Source organism: Desulfobacter hydrogenophilus (assembly GCF_004319545.1).
GTDB classification, from domain to species: domain Bacteria; phylum Desulfobacterota; class Desulfobacteria; order Desulfobacterales; family Desulfobacteraceae; genus Desulfobacter; species Desulfobacter hydrogenophilus.
This window is the reverse complement of sequence record NZ_CP036313.1, coordinates 1482513-1505018: the sequence shown is the minus strand read 5'-3', so window position 1 is coordinate 1505018 and position 22506 is coordinate 1482513. Positions and strand designations below refer to the sequence as shown.

Annotated in this window: 19 protein-coding genes; 3 read left to right on the top strand and 16 right to left on the bottom strand. The window is 45.2% G+C overall.

The genetic code is table 11. The features are described 5' to 3' along the window. Positions 1–34 precede the first annotated feature (34 nt). The 11 genes from EYB58_RS06455 to EYB58_RS06410 form a co-directional block, all read right to left on the bottom strand. A complete protein-coding gene (locus EYB58_RS06455) occupies positions 35–1768 on the bottom strand; it encodes an FAD-dependent oxidoreductase (protein WP_111960005.1) in 1734 nt (577 codons plus the stop codon). A gap of 47 nt (positions 1769–1815) precedes the next feature. Beyond that, positions 1816–3018 carry a multidrug effflux MFS transporter gene (locus EYB58_RS06450; protein WP_111960003.1) on the bottom strand — a complete coding sequence of 401 codons (1203 nt, stop codon included), beginning with the start codon at positions 3016–3018 and terminating at the stop codon, positions 1816–1818. Positions 3019–3064: 46 nt separating this feature from the next. Next, positions 3065–4819 (bottom strand): FAD-dependent oxidoreductase, encoded by a 1755-nt coding sequence (locus EYB58_RS06445; RefSeq protein ID WP_111960002.1) that lies wholly within the window; start codon positions 4817–4819, stop codon positions 3065–3067. 160 nt (positions 4820–4979) lie between these two features. Then, complete coding sequence (gene tnpA / locus EYB58_RS06440) at positions 4980–5411, bottom strand: IS200/IS605 family transposase (RefSeq protein WP_131071982.1); 432 nt, start codon at positions 5409–5411, stop codon at positions 4980–4982. 28 nt (positions 5412–5439) lie between these two features. Beyond that, a complete protein-coding gene (locus EYB58_RS06435) occupies positions 5440–6084 on the bottom strand; it encodes a ferric reductase-like transmembrane domain-containing protein (protein WP_111954088.1) in 645 nt (214 codons plus the stop codon). Positions 6085–6086: 2 nt separating this feature from the next. Then, positions 6087–6302 carry a 4Fe-4S dicluster domain-containing protein gene (locus EYB58_RS06430; protein ID WP_111954086.1) on the bottom strand — a complete coding sequence of 72 codons (216 nt, stop codon included), beginning with the start codon at positions 6300–6302 and terminating at the stop codon, positions 6087–6089. A gap of 182 nt (positions 6303–6484) precedes the next feature. Continuing rightward, positions 6485–6931 (bottom strand): MarR family winged helix-turn-helix transcriptional regulator, encoded by a 447-nt coding sequence (locus EYB58_RS06425; RefSeq protein ID WP_111954084.1) that lies wholly within the window; start codon positions 6929–6931, stop codon positions 6485–6487. Between the two features lie 245 nt (positions 6932–7176). Then, complete coding sequence (locus EYB58_RS23865; protein WP_242637646.1) at positions 7177–7782, bottom strand: IS630 family transposase; 606 nt, start codon at positions 7780–7782, stop codon at positions 7177–7179. After that, on the bottom strand, positions 7695–8189 hold the full coding sequence (locus tag EYB58_RS23860; protein WP_242637578.1) for a helix-turn-helix domain-containing protein: 495 nt from the start codon (positions 8187–8189) through the stop codon (positions 7695–7697). Before EYB58_RS23860 ends, EYB58_RS23865 begins: the two co-directional genes overlap by 88 nt. Positions 8190–9319: 1130 nt before the next feature. Next, on the bottom strand, positions 9320–9874 hold the full coding sequence (locus EYB58_RS06415; protein WP_111954082.1) for a DUF6691 family protein: 555 nt from the start codon (positions 9872–9874) through the stop codon (positions 9320–9322). A gap of 10 nt (positions 9875–9884) precedes the next feature. Beyond that, positions 9885–10451, bottom strand: a complete 567-nt coding sequence (locus tag EYB58_RS06410; RefSeq protein ID WP_111954080.1) for a YeeE/YedE thiosulfate transporter family protein — start codon at positions 10449–10451, stop codon at positions 9885–9887. A 491-nt stretch (positions 10452–10942) separates the two neighbouring features. Between EYB58_RS06410 and EYB58_RS06405 the strand changes: the two genes are divergently transcribed. Further along, positions 10943–11887 carry a ribose-phosphate diphosphokinase gene (locus EYB58_RS06405; RefSeq protein ID WP_111954078.1) on the top strand — a complete coding sequence of 315 codons (945 nt, stop codon included), beginning with the start codon at positions 10943–10945 and terminating at the stop codon, positions 11885–11887. A 9-nt stretch (positions 11888–11896) separates the two neighbouring features. On the opposite strand, the gene EYB58_RS06400 is transcribed toward EYB58_RS06405, so the two are convergent. Continuing rightward, a complete protein-coding gene (locus EYB58_RS06400) occupies positions 11897–13306 on the bottom strand; it encodes an HD-GYP domain-containing protein (RefSeq protein ID WP_111954076.1) in 1410 nt (469 codons plus the stop codon). Next, on the bottom strand, positions 13303–14154 hold the full coding sequence (gene rsmA, locus EYB58_RS06395) for a 16S rRNA (adenine(1518)-N(6)/adenine(1519)-N(6))-dimethyltransferase RsmA (protein ID WP_111954074.1): 852 nt from the start codon (positions 14152–14154) through the stop codon (positions 13303–13305). Before rsmA ends, EYB58_RS06400 begins: the two co-directional genes overlap by 4 nt. A gap of 398 nt (positions 14155–14552) precedes the next feature. On the opposite strand from rsmA, the gene EYB58_RS06390 reads away from it, so the two are divergent. Together EYB58_RS06390 and EYB58_RS06385 are read left to right on the top strand one after the other, a co-directional pair. Continuing rightward, positions 14553–14912, top strand: a complete 360-nt coding sequence (locus EYB58_RS06390; protein ID WP_111954072.1) for a hypothetical protein — start codon at positions 14553–14555, stop codon at positions 14910–14912. Between the two features lie 121 nt (positions 14913–15033). Next, positions 15034–18018, top strand: a complete 2985-nt coding sequence (locus tag EYB58_RS06385; protein ID WP_111954070.1) for an insulinase family protein — start codon at positions 15034–15036, stop codon at positions 18016–18018. Between the two features lie 145 nt (positions 18019–18163). Here the strand turns inward: EYB58_RS06385 and EYB58_RS06380 are convergent, their stop codons facing one another. The 3 genes from EYB58_RS06380 to EYB58_RS06370 are packed head-to-tail and all read right to left on the bottom strand — an operon-like array spanning position 18164 to position 22085. Beyond that, positions 18164–19048 carry a Rossmann-like and DUF2520 domain-containing protein gene (locus EYB58_RS06380; protein ID WP_111954068.1) on the bottom strand — a complete coding sequence of 295 codons (885 nt, stop codon included), beginning with the start codon at positions 19046–19048 and terminating at the stop codon, positions 18164–18166. A 4-nt stretch (positions 19049–19052) separates the two neighbouring features. Further along, positions 19053–19844 (bottom strand): 3-methyl-2-oxobutanoate hydroxymethyltransferase, encoded by a 792-nt coding sequence (gene panB / locus EYB58_RS06375; protein WP_111954066.1) that lies wholly within the window; start codon positions 19842–19844, stop codon positions 19053–19055. Between the two features lie 24 nt (positions 19845–19868). Then, positions 19869–22085, bottom strand: a complete 2217-nt coding sequence (locus tag EYB58_RS06370) for an acetate--CoA ligase family protein (protein ID WP_111954064.1) — start codon at positions 22083–22085, stop codon at positions 19869–19871. Positions 22086–22506 lie beyond the last annotated feature (421 nt).

Genomic DNA, 22506 nt, shown 5'->3' with positions numbered 1-22506 from the left:
AATTTCTCCTTTGTATAATCTGTTTCAACCTGAGTTATTTTCCTGTCAGATATTCCTCTTCTCCGGGAAATCTGTTTGCATATCTTGCTTTATAGGACAGACTGGCTTTAGGCTTCCAGGCATTAGGAACCAACCGCTTTGAAAGTTTCATGGTGTCACCATCCCTGGATATAATGACCCAGGCCAGCCAGTTTTTGTCATCTCTGGCAGGAAAATCCTCCCGGTAATGAGCGCCTCTGCTCTCTGTCCTGAAAAGAGATGCCTTAAGCTTCATCTCAGCATTGAGCAGCATATTCTTGACCTCATGGGCAAGCCTGAGTTCATGGGTATCATTTGCAATCAGGTTGGGCGCGAAATGGTCTCGCAGAAAAGATAGGTTTGCAAGGGCACCCTCAAGTCTATCCTGTTTTTTTACATAAAGTACATAGTAGGGAACCATCATCCCCTGCAGAACCTGTGTCACCCATTCGGGAGAATACCCCTGTTTCCTTGTCCGGGGTTCAAATATCCGTTTTTTGATGGTTTTAATATCCCTGGCGGTAACACTCACTCTGCCGGATTTTTTGGCATACTCTGCAGCATATACACCTGACCTTGCCCCCTGAACAGCCGAGTTGGATGAAGAGGAGCCAAAGCCGTGATAAGCGGCTCCTTCTGTGCAAAGGGCATCGCCTGCGGCAAAAAGGCCTGTAATATTTGATTCGAATTTCGCGTTTTGAGGAAATATTCCTTCGGATTTATGGGGTGCCATACCAGCAGTCGCACCGCCTACTATGGGCAGCTCAACAGAGCGAACCCCAGGGGGAGCCTGCCCGACGGCTAAACCTGGCGGAAGTTTTTTCCCCTTTTCGGGCTCAGGTCCTTTAATAAACAGTGGGACCTGACCGTTATGGGCACTTATAGCGTTTGAAAGAGGTGGCAGCCCCCCATCCGGCGACGTATTGACATTCAGATCATGACCCAGATCCCCCTTCCAGTTATCGTAGCAGGCGGCAGGGTTTTCCCAGTGTGTCCAGTGGAAATCGATAAACTCTTTACCGGATATCTCGGCACCGATCCTGTATGCCATGGCGTCTCCGTCATGGGTAAGCGAGCCTATGGGAAAACCGGGTGTTTTAAAAGCACCTGATCCGGCACAAAGGATTACGGCCTTGGCCCCAATGACAACGGCCTTGTCCTCATCCATTGGAAAGCCAACAGCGCCTGTAATGCGGTTATCCTTCTTGATCAGTTCAGTGATCATGGTCCTTTCGACAAGTTTGATATCCCGTTCCATGACTTTTTCTTTTAGAACGGCGACATGGCCCCCGGGGTTTGCCTTATCCGCACCCATGGCCACCATGTCTTTATACCTTGCCTGTGACTCCTCTATGAATAGATCCACATAATCCATGTTTGTGAGGTATTCACCCCCATGGGATTTTTTGGCCCTCCAGTTTGCCCTGGTTCCGCTTGAGGCGGGATCATAATAATTGTAAGCACCAAACCACGGACTGAGACCTGACCTGCCCACAGTTCCCTTGTCTGCAATAGTCACATCCAGGCCCTGGTCTTTTGCCTTTAAGGCAGCAAAAATACCTGCAATCCCACCGCCAATGATCAGGACATCGGTTTCAACTATTTCCTGACCCATGTCAGTGTTTGAAGCTGCATTGGCGTTCCTCAACAGGCCCATGGGAAAAGCCATGGCGGCGGCACCTATACCTGCAGCCTTAAGAAAATCCCTGCGATTACAGTTAGAAAAATTTGTATTCTGCGTTGAACTCATACTGTCCCCTTTAAATATTGGTTATATTGTCATTATTTTTTTTTCAATTACCCCTCTTGAAAGGCATACTGCACAAAAGGTCTGTTCCGGATCACGAACCATAAAATCCCACTGGTCAGACCAATCATGATCTGGATGCAGCCCAGAGCCAGTATGAGGTCATTGGGGTTGAGTGAAACAAGATGCATTCCGAGACTGCCCAGGAGCATCCCAAAGAAATTAATCAAAGCGGAAGCTGAACCGGTATCGTTTTGTTGTTGTTCAAGCATGAGGTTGATTCCCGGTACTCGCATGCCATCTACAATCAGGGTCGCCAGGGCTGCAGATAATGCAAACGTCCAGGGGGAAACATGTCCGACCGTGGCAACTGATATGCCACACAAAATGAACACAGGAAATCCAGCCGAGATGATTGCCTGGGATTTGAAATGTCGGGATAATTTCACATACAGCATGGGGCCGATCATGGCGAAAACAGCATTAAAGGTAAGGAAATAGCTGAATTCACGTTCGTTCAGGCCAAAGCCATTAATGTAGATAAAGGACGAGGCCGCAAGAAAGGTCATGATGGACATGGATATTGTGGAGAAAATAGCAAGCAAGATTGAAAAATTCGGATTTTTCAGGACGACTGCAAGACGTCCCCAGGAGCGCCATACGGAATCGGTATAGCGATTGTCTATGGTTTCTTCCAGCAACGCACCAGCCATCAAGGCGGTTGCCCCCACTCCGGCCAATACAAAGAAAACGACTTCCCATGAAACATACTCAAGCAGGAATGCACCGATAACCGGTGCTACAATCGGGGCGATAATCACCATGGACATGACCATAGCCATAACCTTTTCCCGCTTTCGTCCGCTGTATAAATCTTTTACCATGGCTGTAGAGACGGCAGTGGCAGCGCTTCCGCCAATGGCCTGAATGATTCGTCCTACTATCAACTGGCCCACACTTTGTGAAAAACCGCACATGATACTGGAAATAGTGTAAATAACCATACCTATTAGTAATATGGGTTTTCGCCCGTACTTTTCACTTAAGGGCCCCCAGAACAGCAAGCCGATTGCATAAAAAACAAAGAACATACTCAGTGTGAGATTCACCTGGGATTGTGTTGTGTTCAGGATCTCTTTCATCTGGGGCAGCGCCGGCAGGTACAGGTCCGTTGACAGCGGAGGAAAAGCACTGATAAATGCCAGCAGGGCGAGCATCCCCTTATCTTTGAGATATTTTTGTTTCTGGATCATTCTAAACAGTTTCCAGGGGATGCAGGATGGGTTCCGTGAAAGCCATTCAGCTCTTTGCCGTCGGCCAGCTGTCAAAAGACTGTTTTTCGAGTTTCATTGAACCGTCACTGTTCTTATAGATATTGATCCAGGCATTCCAGTTTTGGGTGTCCATCTCAGGATAATCCAGGCGAAAGTGGCTGCAGCGGCTCTCTTTTCGCATGAGTGATGCCTTGAGCTTCATTTCAGCACTGATAATCATGTTGGCGGTTTCAAAAGCCAGCCGTAATTCATGTAAATCTGCAGCCCTAAGCATTGGCATGTGATGATCTCTCAACTCTTCAACGTAGGCCAGTGCCGCTTTTAAAAGGTTCTCTTTCTTTATGTATATTATGAAATTAGGAATCATGATGCCTTGCAACGTCTGCGTCACCCAGGAAGGGCTATAACCGGCCTCTCTCTTTAAAGGTGCAAGTATCTCTTCCTGCACGTCATTCATCTTGGCTTTTGAGATTATGGGCATTTCAACGCCCTGGCAATATTCAGAAGCAGATTTACCAGCGACAGCACCTTGTACCGCAGAACCGGCCAATGAGGATCCTATCTGGGTATAAATTGCCCCAGCCATATGGGAACCTAATGCATCACCGGCAGCGTATAAGCCTGGGATGTTTGATTCACACTTCTCGTTGATGGGGACCAACCCCTCTGATTTGTGGATAGCCATCCCTGCAGAAGAACCGCCCACGAGTGTTCCCGCCATTCCAGGAGGTGCTCCACCTTCCTTGTGCGTGCCACCCGGTCCGGGCCCCTGTTCGCCCTGGTGAGGGCCATTTTGTTTGAATTCTTCGGGAACATACGGCCCACCTTTTACGGCCTTCCCTTCTTTTTGCCCGGGACCGCCCATTTTAATTGGATTTCCGGACATATAGGCTTTGTAATTTAGATCCACACCCAAATCATGGCGGACTTCCACACCATTTATGCCGGGTTTTTGTTCAAACATATCCCCCCATCCGTCAAAACAGGCCGCAGCGTTTTTTGCCTTTCCGGGATGTCCGTCGTTCCACTCCTTGCCGGTCACTTTGGCGCCAATATTATAGGCCATGACACTGCCGTCGTGGGTGAGATCACAAATCGGAAAGCCATTGGGCTTGAAACCGCCGGCCCCGGTGCATAAGATCACACTTTTGGCTTTGAAAAAATGAACCTTTTCTTCATCCAGACTGAAGCCTGCAGCACCTGCAATTCGGTCTTTTTCTTTGATGAGATGGGTAATTACGATTCTTTCTTTGACAGGGATATTTCTTTCTTTGATGGGGTTATTAAAGCTCTTGTTGTAAAGAGGTGATTTAAAAAAGCCCCATTCTTTGAGTTCATTGACACGGGCAAGGGAGTGCTCCGCCATTTGCCGGGTGTACACGGGATTGTTCGTACCCAGGGCAGAGCGGGAAACCGTTTCGACGAACTGATCAAGGCTCATTTTGGCCGTTGCCGGGTCATAGGCGAAAATCCCCTTGGCAAACGGTGTCATCCCGGATGAGCCGAGCCTGCCCTTGGAAACCATCAAAACCCGGGAACCGGCATCATGGGCCTTGACAGCTGCAAACACTCCTGCCATTCCGCCGCCGATAATCAGTACATCCGCTTGGTTTTCGTTATAGGTTATTTTGCTGACATCAACTTTAGAGATATTGGGACTGTACTCTCCCCGGTCCGGGGATAATCCCATGGCGGCCATTGCCGCCAGACCTGCGGCGCCACCTGCCACTGTCATGAACTTGCGGCGGGAGATCTCTTTTGGTGCTTGGGAACTTGTCATTTATTCCTCACTAATTTTTTTGTGTTTTTTAAACATATAGGTTTTTAAAACAAGCAAAATTCCGCCTGTTGTCAAAATCGAAGTCATGACCCCCAGTGAAACTGGGGGCTTGATTGTTAACCGCTCAAAGCGGTCTTTTAAAAGCGCCTAAAGGCGCGGTTTAATCAAACAAGTTCATCTGTTCGCAACGTTGATCCTCTTTTTCTTGATGCCGGATATATGCTCGAACAATTTGTTCGTCGATTCCTACTGTTGATGCAAAATAACCTCTGGCCCAAAATTTTTCACCATTATAGTTCCTTTTTTTACCACAAAACTGACGTGCTATCTGAATAGCACTTTTCCCCTTGATGAACCCAACTACCTGAGCCACGGCAAATTTGGGTGGAATGGAGATCAGCATATGAACATGGTCTGTCATCAAATGTCCTTCTTCGATCTCGCATTCTTTTTGTTTTGCCAAACCATGTAGTATTGACCCCAGTTCCCGACGTAATTGCCCGTAAATAACTTTCTTCCGATATTTTGGAATCCAAACCACATGATACTTGCAATACCACTTTGAATGCTTTAAACTTTTATAATCTTTCATACAACCTTCCTTTAATAGCTTTGAGCGGCTAACTTAAGGAAGGTTGTTTATTTTCAACTCCCGGAACTGTCAAACTTTTCGAGTCCTCCACCGGAGGTGGAGGTTTACCCAATAGAATTAAAATTGACATGGAAAGGTTAAAATGGCGGCCAAGATCAATGGCGTGCCATGCGGCAACAGCAATAAACAGCAATGCCAGAATGCCATGGAAAACCCGCCAGGTTTTGTACTTCATGGGTAACTTTTCCCGGGCAAACGAGGTAATTCCCAATACCAGCATCAAACACCATGCAATGATACCCATCACAACCCCCTGGTTCATGGTTGTGATGAGGGTGATAAACGCGTCAACCGGGGAAATCCCCGACTCAAAAAACCGTGGAACCACCAGGCAGATCGGATGGAGCAACAGAAGGAAGACCAAGGTATACCCCATGATTTTATGGTATTTTATCAATCGAATCATCTTAAGCTGTTTAACAGCGGTTCCATTCATCCTTGTCCAAAAAAACTGTCCAATCATCTGGCAAAAGGCCAGAACCGTTATAACAGAAAGAGAGTCTTTCAACACCGAACGCTCCGGAAAATTACCCATGGCCCAAATCAGCAGCGGCATTCCGGTAAACGCCAGCAATATCTGTCTGAAAAAACGGCTCGTAATATAGGTGTTCATTTTTACCCCCATGAAACCACAACCGGAATAGATTTCTCCGGTGAAATGGTGATTGCATCCACCGGACAGTACATCCGGCACAAGTGACATATCTGGCAGTCAGCCGGATACGCGATGAACGCTTTTTTCGTCTTTGGGTCTTGGCGGATGACATCGGTGGGACATGTTTCTACACAGGTGCCGCAACCGATACATCCTGTAATTTTTTTTATGGTCATTGCTTTCCTCCAATTCTATTAGATGTTAAATATTTAGATATCTAATCTTATGGGTCATGTTTTATATCAAAGAGTAGGTGTGCCTAACAATATTTCATGCTTCGTTGTGGGCGGACCGAGGTCAGAATATGGTCTGCCCGTGGCAGTTATTGAAAATTTAAAATGTTTTCTATCTGAGTCCCTTATATACTTGGATCAGAGCCGCCAAGGGTGTTGCGGACCCTTTCAAGGGGAGGATGCAATCCATCGATTTTTCGTTGGGAAAGTTCTGAGCGGATCTCATCTTCAATCTGCTCCATCACGGTTAGGGCGAAATTGGCGGCCTCTTTCCCTTTTGAAGTTAGAGTGACGTTTATGATTCTATCATCATTTATGTCTCGTTTTCGGTCAATCAGCCCGGACTTATCCATTTTTTTCACCATATTGGTGACCGTCGCGGGTTTGATGTCCAGCCCTTGCCCGACCATTCTTTGGGTCAATTCACTGTGCCGCATCAATGAAACAAGAACTCTGACCTGCCCAAAATGAATTCCGCCTTCGCCAAGAGCACTTCTTAACCTATCATTTAGCAGTTTTCCTATGTGCATGAAAAGATGCATTAAAGGTCTATCTAAATCTTCATATTTCATAATTTTGTTTTTCTTTTATTTTTTTAATTAGCAAGCTAACGATTAGTAAACTAAGTGTCAAGTGCTTTTTTATCTTTCCCTGAAAAATTATCAGGGTACATATAAGGTCAAGCCCACTTCATTGATGATATGAAGGCTGATCTATTATTATTTTGAAACAGGAAGGGATAGTTGAAATATTATTGAGAGATTTTTGATGTTGCCAGGGAAAGCCTTTTAAGCAGATAGACAAAAATAAATCTATATTAAGAAAATGAGATCCTAAATTCCTTGCCGACATTTGCCAATATATTGTCCAATTCTGCCTTCAAAAATTTGAATCCTTTATAAGCTGAGGGCGATAACCAAAAATACTTGATATGTTTCCATAAAATTTCAATCAAATTCAGTTCTGGTGAATATTTGGGGATAAAATAAAGAAAAAGTCCTCTTTCTTCCCATTTTTCAATTTGATCCTTAAAAATGGCGCTATGATGTATTGGAGCGTTATCCAGAACAACGATGGTTCTTTTTGCTATGGAAAGTGAAAAAGCATCAAAGCAAGCCACTACAATATCTGAAGTGACCGGGCAATCAAAAACATAAGGAAAGAAGTCATTCTGTCTACTCAAGAATCCCAATACATTGATTCTTGAAGTTTTTCCAGTCGGAAGCAAAAGCTGCTCATCTCCATCCTGCCAGGCATATGGAACATCAGGCACCCCGGTAAAGCCGGATTCATCAAAATAATGCAAATCAATGACATCTGCATCATCTTCGTGTTTCAAAATTTCGATCCCTTTTTGCGCTTCCCTGAACTCATCCTCATTGCGCTTGCTTTTGAGAGATTTCCGTCCCCGGCACCAACGCAGTTTTTTTTTATAATCCGCTTCAGGGTTTTTACGCTGATTTTTTCACCAAATACTTCCTCTATCTCAGTAATGGCACTTTTAAGTTGTTTTGGATTTTTCTTTACAATATCAATAACTTCATCATGCTTCTCACCAGGGATCAGTGGTGTTCTTCCAGGACGTGGTTTATCAATTAAAGAGTCAAATTGATATTTTTCCCACCCATCGATCCACTTCGAAACTGTTTCCTGAGTAGTCAAACATATTTGTGAAATCTGATTGATACTATACCCAGAGTTACTCAATCGGATTGCTTGAGCCCTGAGTTTAGTACGGTTTGACTCTTCATCCGAAAATTCAATAAGTGACAGCCATTTTAATGCCAACGGCTCAATTGGAGAAACAAATTTTCTACCCGTACGTTCCATCTGATATCCTTGCTATGCTATGCAAATTAAAACAACAACAATGATTTATTGCAAAGCAAGATAAAACAAAAATTATTTTTGTCCACATACTTAAAGTGGAGTTCGATATTTACAATTCCAACCAATTCGATTTTTCCTGGGGTGAACGTACCGGTATTTATGTAGCGAGTTTTTTATGTTGCTAGTTTTACCCCGCCTGACCCAGCGGGACCCCGCCCTATTTAAAAAATTCTACCCAGCCGCTTTCTGCTTGTTCATAGGCTCTAATAGCGAAAGGGCTTTAGCCTTGTCATATGAACTATAATTTTGATCATAGAGGCTAAAAACGTTGAAAAAAATTATGTAGCCAGTCGTTTTTCCGGATTTTACAAATTCGTCGTAACCTATTTAATTATAAGGAGATATCAACTTGCACGAGCATTGTTCGGATATTTTTTAAATTCAAGAAGTTAAGCCCACTCGCAACATAACGGTATTTAAGGACTCCTAAGCCAATATTGAAAAGGCGTTGACTTCTTTTGTTATTGGGGGGATGAAACATAAAATTGAGCAGATCAACTCAAGGTGTCGGTGGTATTCATGATATATGATTTATAGAAACGTATAAACAGAACCAGAATTGAATTATTCATTGTCACTACAACTACTTACCAAATTTAATCATGAAAATTATCAAAGTTATTGACACCCTGTTTTTAAAATTCATCGAGAAAAGGAGGTCAGATGACTGGAATGCATCGAATTTAAAGGGTATCAGGGATTGGATTCAATCTTGACAATATATTGTTTAAAAAGCCTGCTTTATGGACCTTTGAAAAATAGGCTTTCAATACCTTATATTTTTAAAAATCTTTTATTCCAAATTATCAACAGGAAAAATAAAGTAATACTCAATGATATCAAATAATTAAAACAGTTATAAACATTTGATACTTGGTTATTATTACTATTATTCTTTTTAAAATAATACTTAATATATTATCCATCCTCTTGGACATTCCCCAAATTTAAAAAATATTTGTTTCAACGAAAAATAGCCCATAGGCAAATTTTGCATATAGGCTATTTTGTCAACATGGGCTCCGCTATTCAGCTGGCCCCAAAAATAATTTTTTGCGTTCAAGTCAAAATTATACTTTTTTTGGTAGAATCCATGCGATGATCATAAAAGCGATCCCAATGCCGACTGCCAACAGGGTACCCGGAATGGCGGGTAAAAGTGCTTGAAACGTATCCGAACCTGTGGCCAGCATAACTTTGCCGCCTGCTATGTTATTAAACAACCAGGTATTTTTAATACTGCCGTATACCAACGTGTAAATCAGGGCGCCTAAAAGCCCGCCACACACGAAAAAAAGGGCATCTTTACGGCCATCGGCAAGGGCTGTCAATCCCGTGCCCGGGCAGTAACCGGCCACGGCAAACCCGACTCCCATAATAGCCCCGCCGACAATCACGCCAACGTAACTGCTTTTAACGGAAAGATGTCCCGGATCGATGACACCGATACTCATAAGTACAAATAATAGGGTTGAACTGAGGCCAATGGCAAAAAAGATGGCTTTCATCAAGTGTAGATCGGTCAGGCGCAGCATGTTGATAATGTTTGCCGGATTGGTAGCACCCACCCGTTGCAGCGCAAATCCAAAAAAAATACCGAGTATGATGGCAAGAAAAATAGTCATGGGTTACCTCCTATATTCTTTTGTAAACAAGTACAGCAATGGGAACGGCTGCGGCAAATGTGCCAAGGGCGAACAGATATCCGCTCAAAGATGTTTGCATCATGCCGCTCATCATATGTCCACTGGTACACCCGCCGGCCAGACGTGCCCCGAAAAGAACCAGCACACCGGCTAAAAATACAGTTACATACCGCGGCACAGGGTTTTGTCCAAAACGGGTTCGCCAGGGCTCAGGGGCAATGCGGTCCTGGGTCGTTGGGTGTGGTCCGCCCAATCGTGCCGAGAGAAAGGCACCAATGACCATGGCAATGACAAATACAAAACTGTAGTTCAAAGGCTTTGCAACATTTTTGGCGTATTTCCCGCCACTTTTATTCAAATATGCATTGGGGCTGGCATATCCTGATTTGTTTGCTGTATCTTTCTGAATGACCGTGTCGGAAAACAGATTCCAAATAATACCGTCGGCAATGACAAACTGGGTGGATACTCCGATGGGGTTCACGAAGGCCACCGCCAGAAGAAATGCGGCTCCCAATAAAAGGCCGCCTTTAAACCAATTCAATTGTCCGTCCATAATTTATCCTCCTTGCTGTTGGGTTGTTGCAGTCAGTTCGTATAGGGCTTTTTGCCTTAAAATACGAATATTCTTAAAGTTATTGACACCCTTTTTTATAATTTTTTTTTAAAAAAGGTTTAGATGACTGGAATACCCGAATTTAAAGGGTATCAGGGCGTTGATGCAAACCTTCTAAAAAAATGTTCAAAAAGCCTGTTTTATGAGCCCTTAAAAAATAGGCTTTCAATACCTTGTAGTTTTGAAAATTTTTTATTCCAAATTTTAAACATAAAAAACAAAATAATAATAAATAATATCATACAATTAATTCAATTATAAACATTTAAGTCTTGATTGTTATTACTATTCTCTTTTTTTAAAATAACACTTAATATATTCATCCAGTAACAAAAAATATATGCTTGTTTCTTATTTCCCAATCTCTTGTTTCTTAATCTGTAAACTGGTATTAAAAAACCCGAATTAAAACTCCCTTCAGGAAAATTAAAATGACAGACGATTTAAAAATATTTTCCGGTGGATCCAATCCGGATCTGGCAACAAAAATCTGTAGGCATATCGGAATTCCCTTAAGTTCTATGAAAACGTCCCGGTTTTCAAATGACAATTTATTTGTTCAGATTAAGGAAAGTGTTAGAGAAGATGATATATTTGTGGTCCAGTCTTTAACCACACCTGTCAGTGATCATCTCATGGAGCTGATGATTACCCTGGATGCCTTGCGTAGCGCATCTGCCAAACGGATTACAGCTGTCATTCCCTATTATTCTTATGCCAGGTCCGATAAAAAAGATGCCCCAAGAATTTCCATTACTGCCCGTCTGGTGGCGGATCTTTTAAAAACTGCCGGAGCAGACCGGGTGTTGACTATGGATCTGCACGCTGATGCCGTGCATGGATTTTTCAGCATTCCCGTAGATCATTTAACAGCCATGCCCACAATATGTGATTATTTTGCAGCGCTTTTGGATCTGTCAAAGGTTGTGGTTGTGGCCACGGATGCCGGCGGGGCTAAAAGAGCCGGCCGGTTTGCCAATCGTCTGAATACCTCCCTTGCTATCATTGACAAACGTCGACTCAGCGATTCAGATGTTGAGCAGGGATTGGTTGTGGGTCATGTAAAGGGTTTGGATGCCATTGTTTTTGACGATGAAATATCCACAGGGGGAACCTTGGTGAGCACGGTTGATACCTTGAGACGGGCAGGCGCGGATAATATTTATGTTGGTGCAACCCATCCGGTGCTTTGCGGCCAGGCTGTGGAAAATTTAAGTCAAACCGTCATATCTGGAATTGTGGTCACCAACACGGTGCATATCCCTGCAGAAAAACAGTTTCCCCAGCTTAAATCCTTGTCCGTGGCACCGCTTTTTGCCCGGGCCATCAAGCATATTCATACAGGAGAAAGTGTATCAGCACTTTTTAAGCCGTAACAAGCAGGATTATATAGTTGAAATTGCGGCAACGGCAGCTGCCACCTGATCCTTGGGCAGGGCAATTTCCCTGATAAAAGCAGGCAAACAGTCCCATATTTTTTTGGGTTGCCTGATGCTTCTGTCACTGTCAATGGCAAGGACGCCGGTCTGTTTTCCGGCGTTAAAAGGATCCGGTCCGGATGTCAATGGAACTTGGTTTTTGTCTGTAAAAGGAAGGACAAGGGGGCCCTCGTTTTCAAGGACATAGGCCATCTGTCCATTTTTAAGAAAAACAATGCTGCCCGGTGGATAGAGTCCAACGGTTTTAACAAACGCATGGAGAATAAACTGCAAGATGGGATCTTTGTGCACATAACTGCGGAACAGGCCGGTGACGGCAGTAACCTGGTTAACGGCATCCTGATAGCACCGTTTGGAAATCATGGCGTCATAGATGTCCATCAGTTTGCATATTCTGACATAGGGCGGCATCATTCCACACTCCAGCCCCAGAGGATAACACCCAGGTTCTTCCTCATATAGTGGCCCATGATGATACCGGATCATGTTGCTGAGCACAGTACTGCTCAGATGATTTTTTTCAATAACCATAAATCCAAAATCACTGGCGTGCCTGCGCAGCAGTTCGGTTTCATCTTTGCTCAGGGCAGATGTCTTGTTTAAAAGATTTTCCGGCACCATGGATTTTCCCAGATCATAGATGAACAAGCCAAAGGACATTTCATCTATCTCCTCGGGGTAGTAATAGGAAAACATTCCGGAGGATCCATTGCCCGCAAGTGCTGGTGATGACCAGAGTGATTTTTCCATTATCTTTGAAAAAGCGCTGTTGAACCGGTGCAACACCTGGGAACCCAAGGCGCAGACATTGGTGGCATGGTTGTAAAAATAGTCATCATAGAAAAACCACTCCCTTGGCGTGTATGCAAAGGGGTGGTTCTTATGTTCGGCAAATGATGCAAGTTCCGATGCCTGCTTTGATACGGCATCCACATCAAACTCTCCCTGTGTCTGCCGGATCTGGTTCACGGCATTTTTTATGATGGCCTGGGCTTTGATACTTATGGATTCGGCAAGCCTGCGCAGTTCCAGGATTTCTTTGAGCCGGTCGGTTACGTTTTGAGTTTTGATGGGTTCCGGATATAAAAATGAATCAGGCAACGGATGGGGCATGTCGGCAGATCCCAGCTCTATTTTATTACCAGATGCGTCAAACACGCCCCCATTGCTTGCCACCGGAACATGCCGAAGTCCGTTGTTACGAAGAAATTTAAGCGGCTTTGTCTTATTCACCATCACATTTTTGGCTAAAAGCAGGGTGCCGTTGCTGTCATACACATCCACTCCGGTTTTAACCTGGCCACCCTGGCGAACAATGTCAATCAGCTTATCTATTGAAATCCTTAGTTCAATCATGATTCATTGGTGCTAACTTTCCCCACCGCTTTTGACAGATCTATAAACTCCTGTACATTTAGGGTTTCAGCCCGCCGTGAGGGGTCAATACCCGCATTTTCAAGGGCAATACCCACAATTTCTTTTGTTAAGCCCAGTTCGCCGTCAGCCATGGCATTGTGAAGCGTTTTTCTTCGTTTGGAAAATGCGGCCTTGATTACGCTGAACAGCAGGATCTCGTCCTCTTTTCCCATGCCTTTGGTTTCAAAAAAATCAAAGCGCAGGACCGTGGAATTTACGTCCGGCCTTGGAAAAAAATTATTGGGCCGGATATCTGCAACCCGTTCTATTTTTGATGCATACTGAACCACCGCAGCAAGCCTTGAATAGTTCCTATTACCGGCTGGTGAAAGAAGGCGTTCGGCAAGCTCTTTTTGAAACATCAGAAACGCGCGTGTTACAACCTGCCGGATTGTAATCAGTTGAAAAAGGATCTGGGATGAAATATTGTATGGTAGATTCCCGATCACCACCAGTTTTTTCGTTCCTGCAAGCTCCCTGATATCTGTTTTTAAAATGTCCTGATTGATAATGGTAACATTTCTGATTCCCTCATTGGCTAGTTCTTCTTCAAGCAGAGGAATGATACGGCGGTCTTTTTCAACGGCCACAACCTGCTTGCAGGCCCTTGCCAAAGGCAGGGTGATTGCCCCTAATCCCGGACCTATTTCAAGCACGATCATCTCTTTATCAACGCCGGTTCTATCCACAATCATCTGGGCTGTCGCGGGGTTGGACAAAAAATTCTGGCCCAATTCCTTTCCGGCATATAAACTGTTTTTCTTTAATAACTCACCAGGATGCGTCATTCCCTTATTTGCTCTCCGTTTTTTGGCTGTTCATTTTTAGAACGCAATATGTCATATATTTTTATCTTGGAAAAAGAATAAAAGATTGACAGTAGCAGTTTTCCTTTGAAATTTTTAAAGTAAATACCAGTAAATCACAGTTTTTTATTAATTTCCATAAAATTTAACACCTTCTGCCAGATACTTTTTTTACTTATTTAGATATGGCCTACTTGACTTTGATAGATTTAAGAAGTAATTTTTAGAATATCATATTAAAAAAGTGACTTGAAGCACGAATAAACACCTTAAATAAAATTACTATGACTAAATTAATAGATAAGCGTTAAACAGGATATACCGGTCTTTTTTTAAGTTTTAAGAGACTGTAAAACCTAAGTTTTAAGAAGGATTGAGATATGGAACCCACAGAATTCAGCAACAATTGGGAGAACTTTATTAAAATGCTTCTCCATCGTCTGGATATTCCAACTAAAGAAGATCTTACTAATATCCATAAAAGGCTTGACAAGCTAGAACAATTAATTTATCAGGATCATCCATCGAGCAGACAGAAAAATAAAGGCCGGACGCCAAGGAAAAAAAGTGCATCTTCCATTGTGCTGAGTATCATCGGCAATCATCCGGAAGGCACTAATTTTAAGACCATTAAGGCAGCCACAGGTTTTGACGATAAAAAATTAAGAAATATAATTTTCAGGCTGGATAAAATAAAAAAAATCCAACGGGTCAGCCGGGGAATATACAAAATAATTTAGCTTCCCCAAAGCTTTTTACTATTAAGCTATGGATTACACTCGAATTCGTAACCCCATAAAAATATGCGAAACAAGGCCCATGCCCTAAGACGGTTAAGGAAAACTTTTGACAGGAAAATATATGAATCAGAATGCATTTACACCCGGGCAGACCATCAGCGGCTACAGAATTCAACAGGTATCGCCCCTGCCTGCAATCAACGCCCATCTCATCCAATTGGTCCACGAAAAGACAAAAGCTGTCCATATTCACATTGCCAATGAGGATAAGGAAAACACTTTTGGGGTATTTTTCAGAACCGTGCCCACGGATTCCACAGGGGTTGCCCATATTCTTGAGCATACCGTGTTGTGCGGGTCCGAAAAATACAAGGTCCGGGATCCTTTTTTTTCCATGCTTAAACGAAGCCTGTCCACTTTCATGAATGCATTCACTGCATCAGACTGGACCATGTATCCTTTTTCCACCCAGAATAAAAAAGATTATTATAACCTGATGGATGTTTATCTGGATGCGGCGTTTTTTCCGGATATTGATGATTTGAGTTTTAAACAGGAAGGCCATCGGCTTGAATTGGAACCAGGTGAAAACGGGAAACCGGAACTGGTATATAAAGGGGTGGTTTACAATGAAATGAAAGGTGCTATGTCTTCACCTGGGCAGGTCATGTCCCGGGCGCTGCTTCAAGGGCTTTACCCGGATACCACCTATGCCAATAATTCAGGCGGCGAACCCGCAGACATTCCAAAACTCACCCACGAGGGTCTTAAGGCATTTCACGCAAGGTACTATCATCCGTCCAACAGTTATTTTTATACGTATGGGAATTTGCCCCTGGAAGAGAGCTTAGGCTTTATTGAAGAAAAAGTGCTCTCCCGATTTGATTTTCTTGACATGGACACCCGGGTACCTTCCCAGCCCCGGTGGCAGGCTCCTAAAACCATGACACAGGCATATGCCTACTCAGACACCAGTAATATCGCCACCAAATACCAGGGATGTGTGGCTTGGCTGACGCCTGATATCGCAGATCATTTTGAAATGCTGGTTATGGCAGTGCTTGAACAGATTCTCCTTGGAAATGCAGCATCTCCTTTAAGAAAAGCACTCATTGACAGCGCCCTGGGTTCTGCCCTGTGTGATGGTACAGGGTTTGATTCAGATAACCGGGACACCATGTTTGTTTGCGGGCTGAAAGATATTGAAGTATCTGCAGTCCCCCAAGTGGAGAACATTGTTCTCAGCACCCTTGAAACTCTTGCCACAAAAGGCATTGAAAAACATTTAATTGATTCTGCCATTCATCAGATCGAATTTTCCCGCAAGGAGATCACCAATACACCATACCCGTATGGGATCAAACTGCTTGTGGGTGTTGCTTCGATCATAATTCATGAAGGCGATCCCGTAACTGCCATCAACATTGACAGTGATTTGAAAAAACTGGAGGAAGAGCTGGCCAAAGGCCCCTTCCTGGAAGGCCGAATTCGCCGGTATTTTCTGGATAATCCCCACAGGCTGCTGTTTACCCTTGTCCCGGATGAAGGTCTTGAAGCCCGCCAGGCCGAAAAGGTACGCCATGAACTTGAAAAAATTCAAAAATCCCTGGGGGAGGCTGAACTGGCGCAGATCAAAACGGATGCGGCAGCCTTGAAAGAACTTCAGGAAACAGAAGAAAACCTGGATGTGCTGCCTACCCTTGCCCTTGAAGATGTGCCCCCTGAGATTGAAATCGTTCATCCCGATACCATCAGGGGCATCACCTGCGCCACCGCCTTTAATAAAGCCACTTCGGGCATCCTCTACTTTACCTGCCCGACAGGTGCCGGAAACATTGCACCGGATCTTTTCCCCATGCTGCCTTTTTTCGCACGGGCCTTTACGAATGCAGGCACAAAAAGTTCTTCCTATGTGCAGATGGCCGAACGTATGGATCTTTATACCGGCGGCATTTCAATGTCCCCTTTTTCCGGTACCCATTTTGACCGGAAGGGAGACGGGCATTCCTTTCTGGCGTTGCAGGGAAAAGCCCTGGACCGGAATATTGACCATCTTTTTGATATGGTGGATGAATATATAAATGATGGTGGATTCAATGATCACGACCGGCTCAAAAGCCTTCTTCTACAATATCAGGCAGGTCTTGAAGCCTCTATTGTCGGGTCCGGGCACAAGTATGCCATAACCCTGTCTGCCCGGCACCTGTCAATGGCTGCTGGCATAAATGAACTGTGGCACGGCATTGCCCAGTACACCCGGATCAAGGCGCTTACCGCCAGGGTGAATAATGAAAAAACAGGCGCCCAAGCCCTGGCTGAACTGGAAAAAGACCTTTCTGCCATGGCTGTCGCCGTCATGAGAAAAGATAATTTTAAACCTGCTGTTATCGGGTCTGTTTCGTCCATGGTCCAGGCAGATAAGCACATTGAAAAAATATACGACAACCTTCCCAACGGCAGCAGTCCGGCCTTTCATACACCACAGATAAAAACAGATACCCTGCGGCCCTATGACGGCTGGATGACCAATACAGCCGTTTCTTTTGTGGGGCAGTCCTTTAACGCAGTGCGTATATCCCATGAAGACGCACCGGCCCTGTCCATTATTGCCAAGCTTTTGCGGTCCCTGTTCCTGCATCGGGAAATCAGGGAAAAAGGCGGGGCATACGGCGGATTTGCCCTGTACAACATGGAAGAGGGTATTTTTTCATTTGGTTCCTACCGTGACCCCCATATCAAACGAACTCTGGATGTTTACGCAGATGCCTGTGATTTTATTACCCAGGGACGGTTCACCGGGACAGACGTAAAAGAAGCCATTCTTCAGGTCTGCTCGGACATTGATAAACCCGAAACACCCGCACCTTCTGCCATGAAAGCTTTTTATCGCCAGATTACTAAGTTATCCGATGAGATTCGCAAAGGGTTTAAGGATGCTCTGCTGGCTATGGACAAGCAAAAGGTCGTGGAAACGGCAGGTAGGTATTTTTTCCGGGATGATTCTGCCAAGGGTATTTCCGTGATTTCTTCAAAATCACTTCTGGAACAGGCCAACCAGGAATTGGCGGCAGAAGGACGTGAGCCGCTGATTCTTCATAAAATATAGGTATTTATTAGTTTGAAGCACGGAAAGCACGGAAATGAGTTTGATTACTGATAAACTTTGGCAGTCACCCGAAAATATAGATTGGGTTTTGCGCTTAAACTTTCCGTGTCTTCCGTGGTTATAAACAGAAGATGGGGTGATCGTTTTACATTTCAAAAAGTTTGGATAGTGTTTGTTCCGCTTCTTCAGTCAGTCCTTCCCCGGCTTTGGCTATATCCAGGGTATGGGTGCCCAGTAGGCGGTAGAGGGCTGAAAATTCCGGTATTTTTTCGTCAATATCAGCCATATGCCGTGACACTGTTTCATGATCCCCTCGGGCCACAGGGCCTGTCAAGGCACGGGTGCAGCCCCTGGAACCTATATTGGAAAGGGTGCCCTGGATCAGGGGCGATAAAATTTCAAATGCCACATCTTCCCGAAGCCCTGTTTCCATTAAAAGGGTCAGAGCAAACCGTACCAGAGTGACAAGGTAGTTGGATGCCACCACAGCCGAGGCATGGTAAAGGGTTTTGGATTCCGTTGGGATGGCAAAGGCCTTGGCACCAAGAGTTGCAGCAATATCCTTTCCCTGGGAAACGGCATCCGGGTCCCCTTCAACAGATATATTGATTCCCTCAAAGGGGCTTGCCTGTCCCGGTTCATAAGGAGCAAAGGACTGCAGGGGATGGATGGAGCCCACAACCGCACCGGCCTGTTTTGCCTGGGCAAGAATTTCTGAAGAATGGGCGCCTGACAGGTGAAACACCATGGTTTTCGGTCCCAGGGCGTTTTGTTGTACAAGATCACCGCAGACAGACTCTATGACACCGTCAGGGGTGGTGATAAAAACAATATCCCCGGCCCGGGCACAGTCTGCAGCCGTATCAAACACGGTACCGCATCCGGCTGCTGTCCTGGCGGCCTGAGCCGAACTCCTGCTTTTGCTGAAAAAACCTACAGGTTCATACGCTTTTTTAAAGAGGAATGTGGCCAGACAAATCCCCACCCGTCCACAGCCGATTACGGAAAATTTATGTTTGGGAGTATTCATTATTCTATTTGTATGAATGCTTCTGGGAGGGAAAACTGCCCTCTTGAACCTCTTTAATATATTCAGCAAGCCCCTGGTTTGCCAGGGCCGCGATATCCACATATTTTTTTACGAATTTGGGTATAAATCCGTCATTGATACCCAGCATGTCGTGGAACACCAGAATTTGGCCGTCGCAAGAGGGACCGGCACCTATGCCGATGGTGGGAATGGTCAGGGACTGGGTTATTTTTTGGGCAATGGGAGCGGGAATACCTTCCAGAACTACGGAAAACGCCCCGGCTGCCTCAACGTCCCTGGCGTCCTTAAGCAGACGTTCTTCATCCCGCTGCACCTTGAACCCCCCCATTTGATGTACGGACTGGGGTGTCAGACCAATGTGAGCCTGGACAGGTATCCCCGCTTTTGCCATGGCTGAAATAGCAGGACAGACATCAGCACCGCCTTCAAGTTTTACAGCTGTGGCACCGGCTTCCTTTAAAAACCGTCCGGCATTTTCAACGGCTTTATCCAGGCCGCTCTGGTAGGACATGAAGGGCATGTCACCTACCACCAGGGATCTTGTGCAGGCTCGGGTCACAAGTTTTGTATGATAAATCATTTCATCCATGGTCACGGGCAGGGTGGTGTCCCAGCCCTGGACTGTCATGCCGACGGAATCGCCCACGAGGATAATATCGATTCCAGCACGGTCCACCATGGCGGCGGAAGGATAGTCATAGGCGGTAAGGGCGGTGATTTTTTTGCCCTCTTGTTTCATCTTCATCAGGCTGGAAGTGGTAACTTTTTTGTTCATAAGTCTCTCCTGATTTTCTGTTATTTATTTATGGATTCCTGTCGAATCAAGCCATTTTCTGTACCGGACCATTCCGGCCAGAGCCTTGACAGCACGTTCCGGCGAAGGAAAAAATACCCCCTTATAATCCAGATCGTCATAACGGTAAAGGGTGCGGCTCAATTCATCGGTTAAAAGGCTGACACCGACCACAGGCTTTTTGTATTTCTGTGTCATTTCAACGGTATATCGGGTATAGTCATCTTCATTCTTGCGAAGGCCTGCCATAAAGAGGTCTGTTGTTTCCTTTGTTATATCGGGATCTGTTTTGAGCACGGCCTTTGCCATGGCATTAACCAGGATGCGTCTGCCGTGAATGCCCAAGTGAATTACCGCATCACACCCATCCCATTTTAAAAGTTCCTCCAGGCATATCTTGGGTATTTCCGGGTCTCCTTCGCCCACAATATCCACAGGGTTGTCATGACTCCAGAAGTCCGGCAGGCAGTTATTAAGCCGTTCAATGATTTCTTTGGACAGTTTTGGCACCCCAAGTCCGTATTCTGCACAAAGGTCTGTGGTGACCACACCCCATCCGCCGCCCAGGGTCATGATGGCCACACGTCCTCCCTTAGGCATGGGCAGGGATGAAAATACGGTGGACATATCTAAAAGTTCCATGGGCTGCTCCACCTGGATGATGCCAGCCTGGGTGCAGGCCGCATTAAACACCCCTGCATCCGAAGCCATGGCCCCGGTATGGCTGGAGGCAGCCTTTTCCCCCACCTGGGTTCTTCCGCCCTTGAGCATCACCACGGGTTTGGTTTTTGACAGCCGGGAGGCAGATTCAAAAAATCGGCGCCCATCTTTCACGCTTTCGATATACAGCACCACCGTGCGGGTCAGGTCATCAGGTTCAAGGGCCTGCATATAATCTTCAATGGTGATCATGGCTTCGTTACCTGAGCCTACAAATACCCGGATGCCGATGCCCTGTTGCTCGGCAAAGGCCAGAAGCTGGGTGCCAAGATTGCCCGACTGGGACACAAGGGCAGTGGAGCCGGGAAGAGGATGGGCATTGGCTCCGCAAACGTAAAGTGATGCATGGGGATTGCACAGCCCCATGGTGTTGGGGCCGATGACCAGGATACCGGCTTTTTCGGCTGCTGCCATGATCTGATCTTCAAGCTGTCTACCCTGATACCCAACCTCCCTGAATCCGCTGGTGATCAGCACCATGCCTTTGACATGTTTTTTTTCCAGGGCAGGTATCAGGTCTATTACCCGGCTTGCAGGCACGGTTACCACAGCCAGGTCCACATCGCCTTTTATGTCATCAATGGTTTTGTAAACATCCCGGCCCATAATCGTGCCGCCCTTGGGATTAATCAGAAAAATTTCGCCTTTGAACCCCCCGGCATAGGCGTTTGTGGGCAGTATGTGACCCCATTTGCCCGGAACTGCAGAGGCGCCGATAAAGGCAATGGTTTTGGGATAAAAGGTGGTGTATAAGCCTTTGGAATCAATTTTTTGATGCACATGGGTGTCACAGTTTTCACAGTTTTCACAGTTTTCAAGAATCATCAGCCCGTCAACTGCCACGGGTGACCCGTCCGGACTGATAATCAAAGGGTTGATATCAATTTCGCGGATTCCCGGGCAGGCCATGGCTATGTCAGACAGACCCCGGAGCACGGATTTAAGTGTTGTGCGGTTTACAGCCGCCTCCCCCCTGAATGACCCCAGAAGGGCCTTGGATCTCAGGTTATTCAGCATGTCGTCAAGGTCTGCATCGGATAATGGGGCAAGCCGCAAAACTATGTCCTTTAACGCTTCGGTTAGCACACCACCCACCCCGAACATAATCACCGGACCAAACTGGGGGTCTTTAAACATGCCTGCGGTAAATTCCCTTTTACCCTGGATCAGGGGTTGGATCAGGAATGCGTCAAAACTGTCACCCGCACGGGATTTCATCTTTTGGGCCGCTTCCTTTAAATGTGCCTCATGGGTGATGCCCACTTCCACCATGCCGGCTTCGGTTTTATGCAACATCTGTTTTGCAATACCTTTGAGTACAACAGGGTACCCGACAGTTTGGGCGGCCCCATGGATATCTTCAATGGCTTCCAGCCGTATTTCCTGTACTACGGGCAGTCCCAGTTGTTTTAATATTTTTTTTGCCCGGTCTTCGTTGAGGCTCTGGATTCCGTTTTTGATGGCATTGTTAATTGTTGCTGCGATTTTTTTGAGTTGGGTCATGGTTTAACTCCGTTGAAAATGATGTCTGAAATACCGGCAGCAGTTTTTTTATGTCCAAGGGTAAAGGTTTATATGCAGGAAACAAGGTGAGTAAAACTTACTTATAAGCTTATGTTCTGTCAATATGAAATTGTTTGTTAAAGAAAATGATCCGTCATTGTACGCTTTTTATTAAGAGGCCAGGAATCCGGACTGATACTGTTTTGAGTTTTCAACATTTTTTTAACCTGTTTTTCAACACACAGATGCTTTTTTTGAACAGTTCTAAGATCATTATTTGATATGGTTTTTGATATGTTTTAAACATGTTCTAAACACAGTATTTATATGTTTTTAACATTAGTGCTGTGTTTATTGGTATTTTATAAACACCCTTTTGAACATTTTAGACGGGTGTGTTGATAAAAAATAAATTGAAATG

What these genes read in the sequence shown, in the direction of transcription:
- EYB58_RS06410 (WP_111954080.1), bottom strand. Translation starts at nt 10,451, where the DNA reads ATGGACGGACAATTGAATTGGTTTAAAGGCGGCCTTTTATTGGGAGCC.
- EYB58_RS06455 (WP_111960005.1), bottom strand. Translation starts at nt 1,768, where the DNA reads ATGAGTTCAACGCAGAATACAAATTTTTCTAACTGTAATCGCAGGGAT.
- EYB58_RS06405 (WP_111954078.1), top strand. Translation starts at nt 10,943, where the DNA reads ATGACAGACGATTTAAAAATATTTTCCGGTGGATCCAATCCGGATCTG.
- EYB58_RS06370 (WP_111954064.1), bottom strand. Translation starts at nt 22,085, where the DNA reads ATGACCCAACTCAAAAAAATCGCAGCAACAATTAACAATGCCATCAAA.
- EYB58_RS06435 (WP_111954088.1), bottom strand. Translation starts at nt 6,084, where the DNA reads ATGAACACCTATATTACGAGCCGTTTTTTCAGACAGATATTGCTGGCG.
- EYB58_RS06450 (WP_111960003.1), bottom strand. Translation starts at nt 3,018, where the DNA reads ATGATCCAGAAACAAAAATATCTCAAAGATAAGGGGATGCTCGCCCTG.
- EYB58_RS06415 (WP_111954082.1), bottom strand. Translation starts at nt 9,874, where the DNA reads ATGACTATTTTTCTTGCCATCATACTCGGTATTTTTTTTGGATTTGCG.
- panB (WP_111954066.1), bottom strand. Translation starts at nt 19,844, where the DNA reads ATGAACAAAAAAGTTACCACTTCCAGCCTGATGAAGATGAAACAAGAG.
- EYB58_RS06445 (WP_111960002.1), bottom strand. Translation starts at nt 4,819, where the DNA reads ATGACAAGTTCCCAAGCACCAAAAGAGATCTCCCGCCGCAAGTTCATG.
- tnpA (WP_131071982.1), bottom strand. Translation starts at nt 5,411, where the DNA reads ATGAAAGATTATAAAAGTTTAAAGCATTCAAAGTGGTATTGCAAGTAT.
- rsmA (WP_111954074.1), bottom strand. Translation starts at nt 14,154, where the DNA reads ATGACGCATCCTGGTGAGTTATTAAAGAAAAACAGTTTATATGCCGGA.
- EYB58_RS06400 (WP_111954076.1), bottom strand. Translation starts at nt 13,306, where the DNA reads ATGATTGAACTAAGGATTTCAATAGATAAGCTGATTGACATTGTTCGC.
- EYB58_RS23860 (WP_242637578.1), bottom strand. Translation starts at nt 8,189, where the DNA reads ATGGAACGTACGGGTAGAAAATTTGTTTCTCCAATTGAGCCGTTGGCA.
- EYB58_RS06390 (WP_111954072.1), top strand. Translation starts at nt 14,553, where the DNA reads ATGGAACCCACAGAATTCAGCAACAATTGGGAGAACTTTATTAAAATG.
- EYB58_RS06385 (WP_111954070.1), top strand. Translation starts at nt 15,034, where the DNA reads ATGAATCAGAATGCATTTACACCCGGGCAGACCATCAGCGGCTACAGA.
- EYB58_RS06425 (WP_111954084.1), bottom strand. Translation starts at nt 6,931, where the DNA reads ATGAAATATGAAGATTTAGATAGACCTTTAATGCATCTTTTCATGCAC.
- EYB58_RS06430 (WP_111954086.1), bottom strand. Translation starts at nt 6,302, where the DNA reads ATGACCATAAAAAAAATTACAGGATGTATCGGTTGCGGCACCTGTGTA.
- EYB58_RS06380 (WP_111954068.1), bottom strand. Translation starts at nt 19,048, where the DNA reads ATGAATACTCCCAAACATAAATTTTCCGTAATCGGCTGTGGACGGGTG.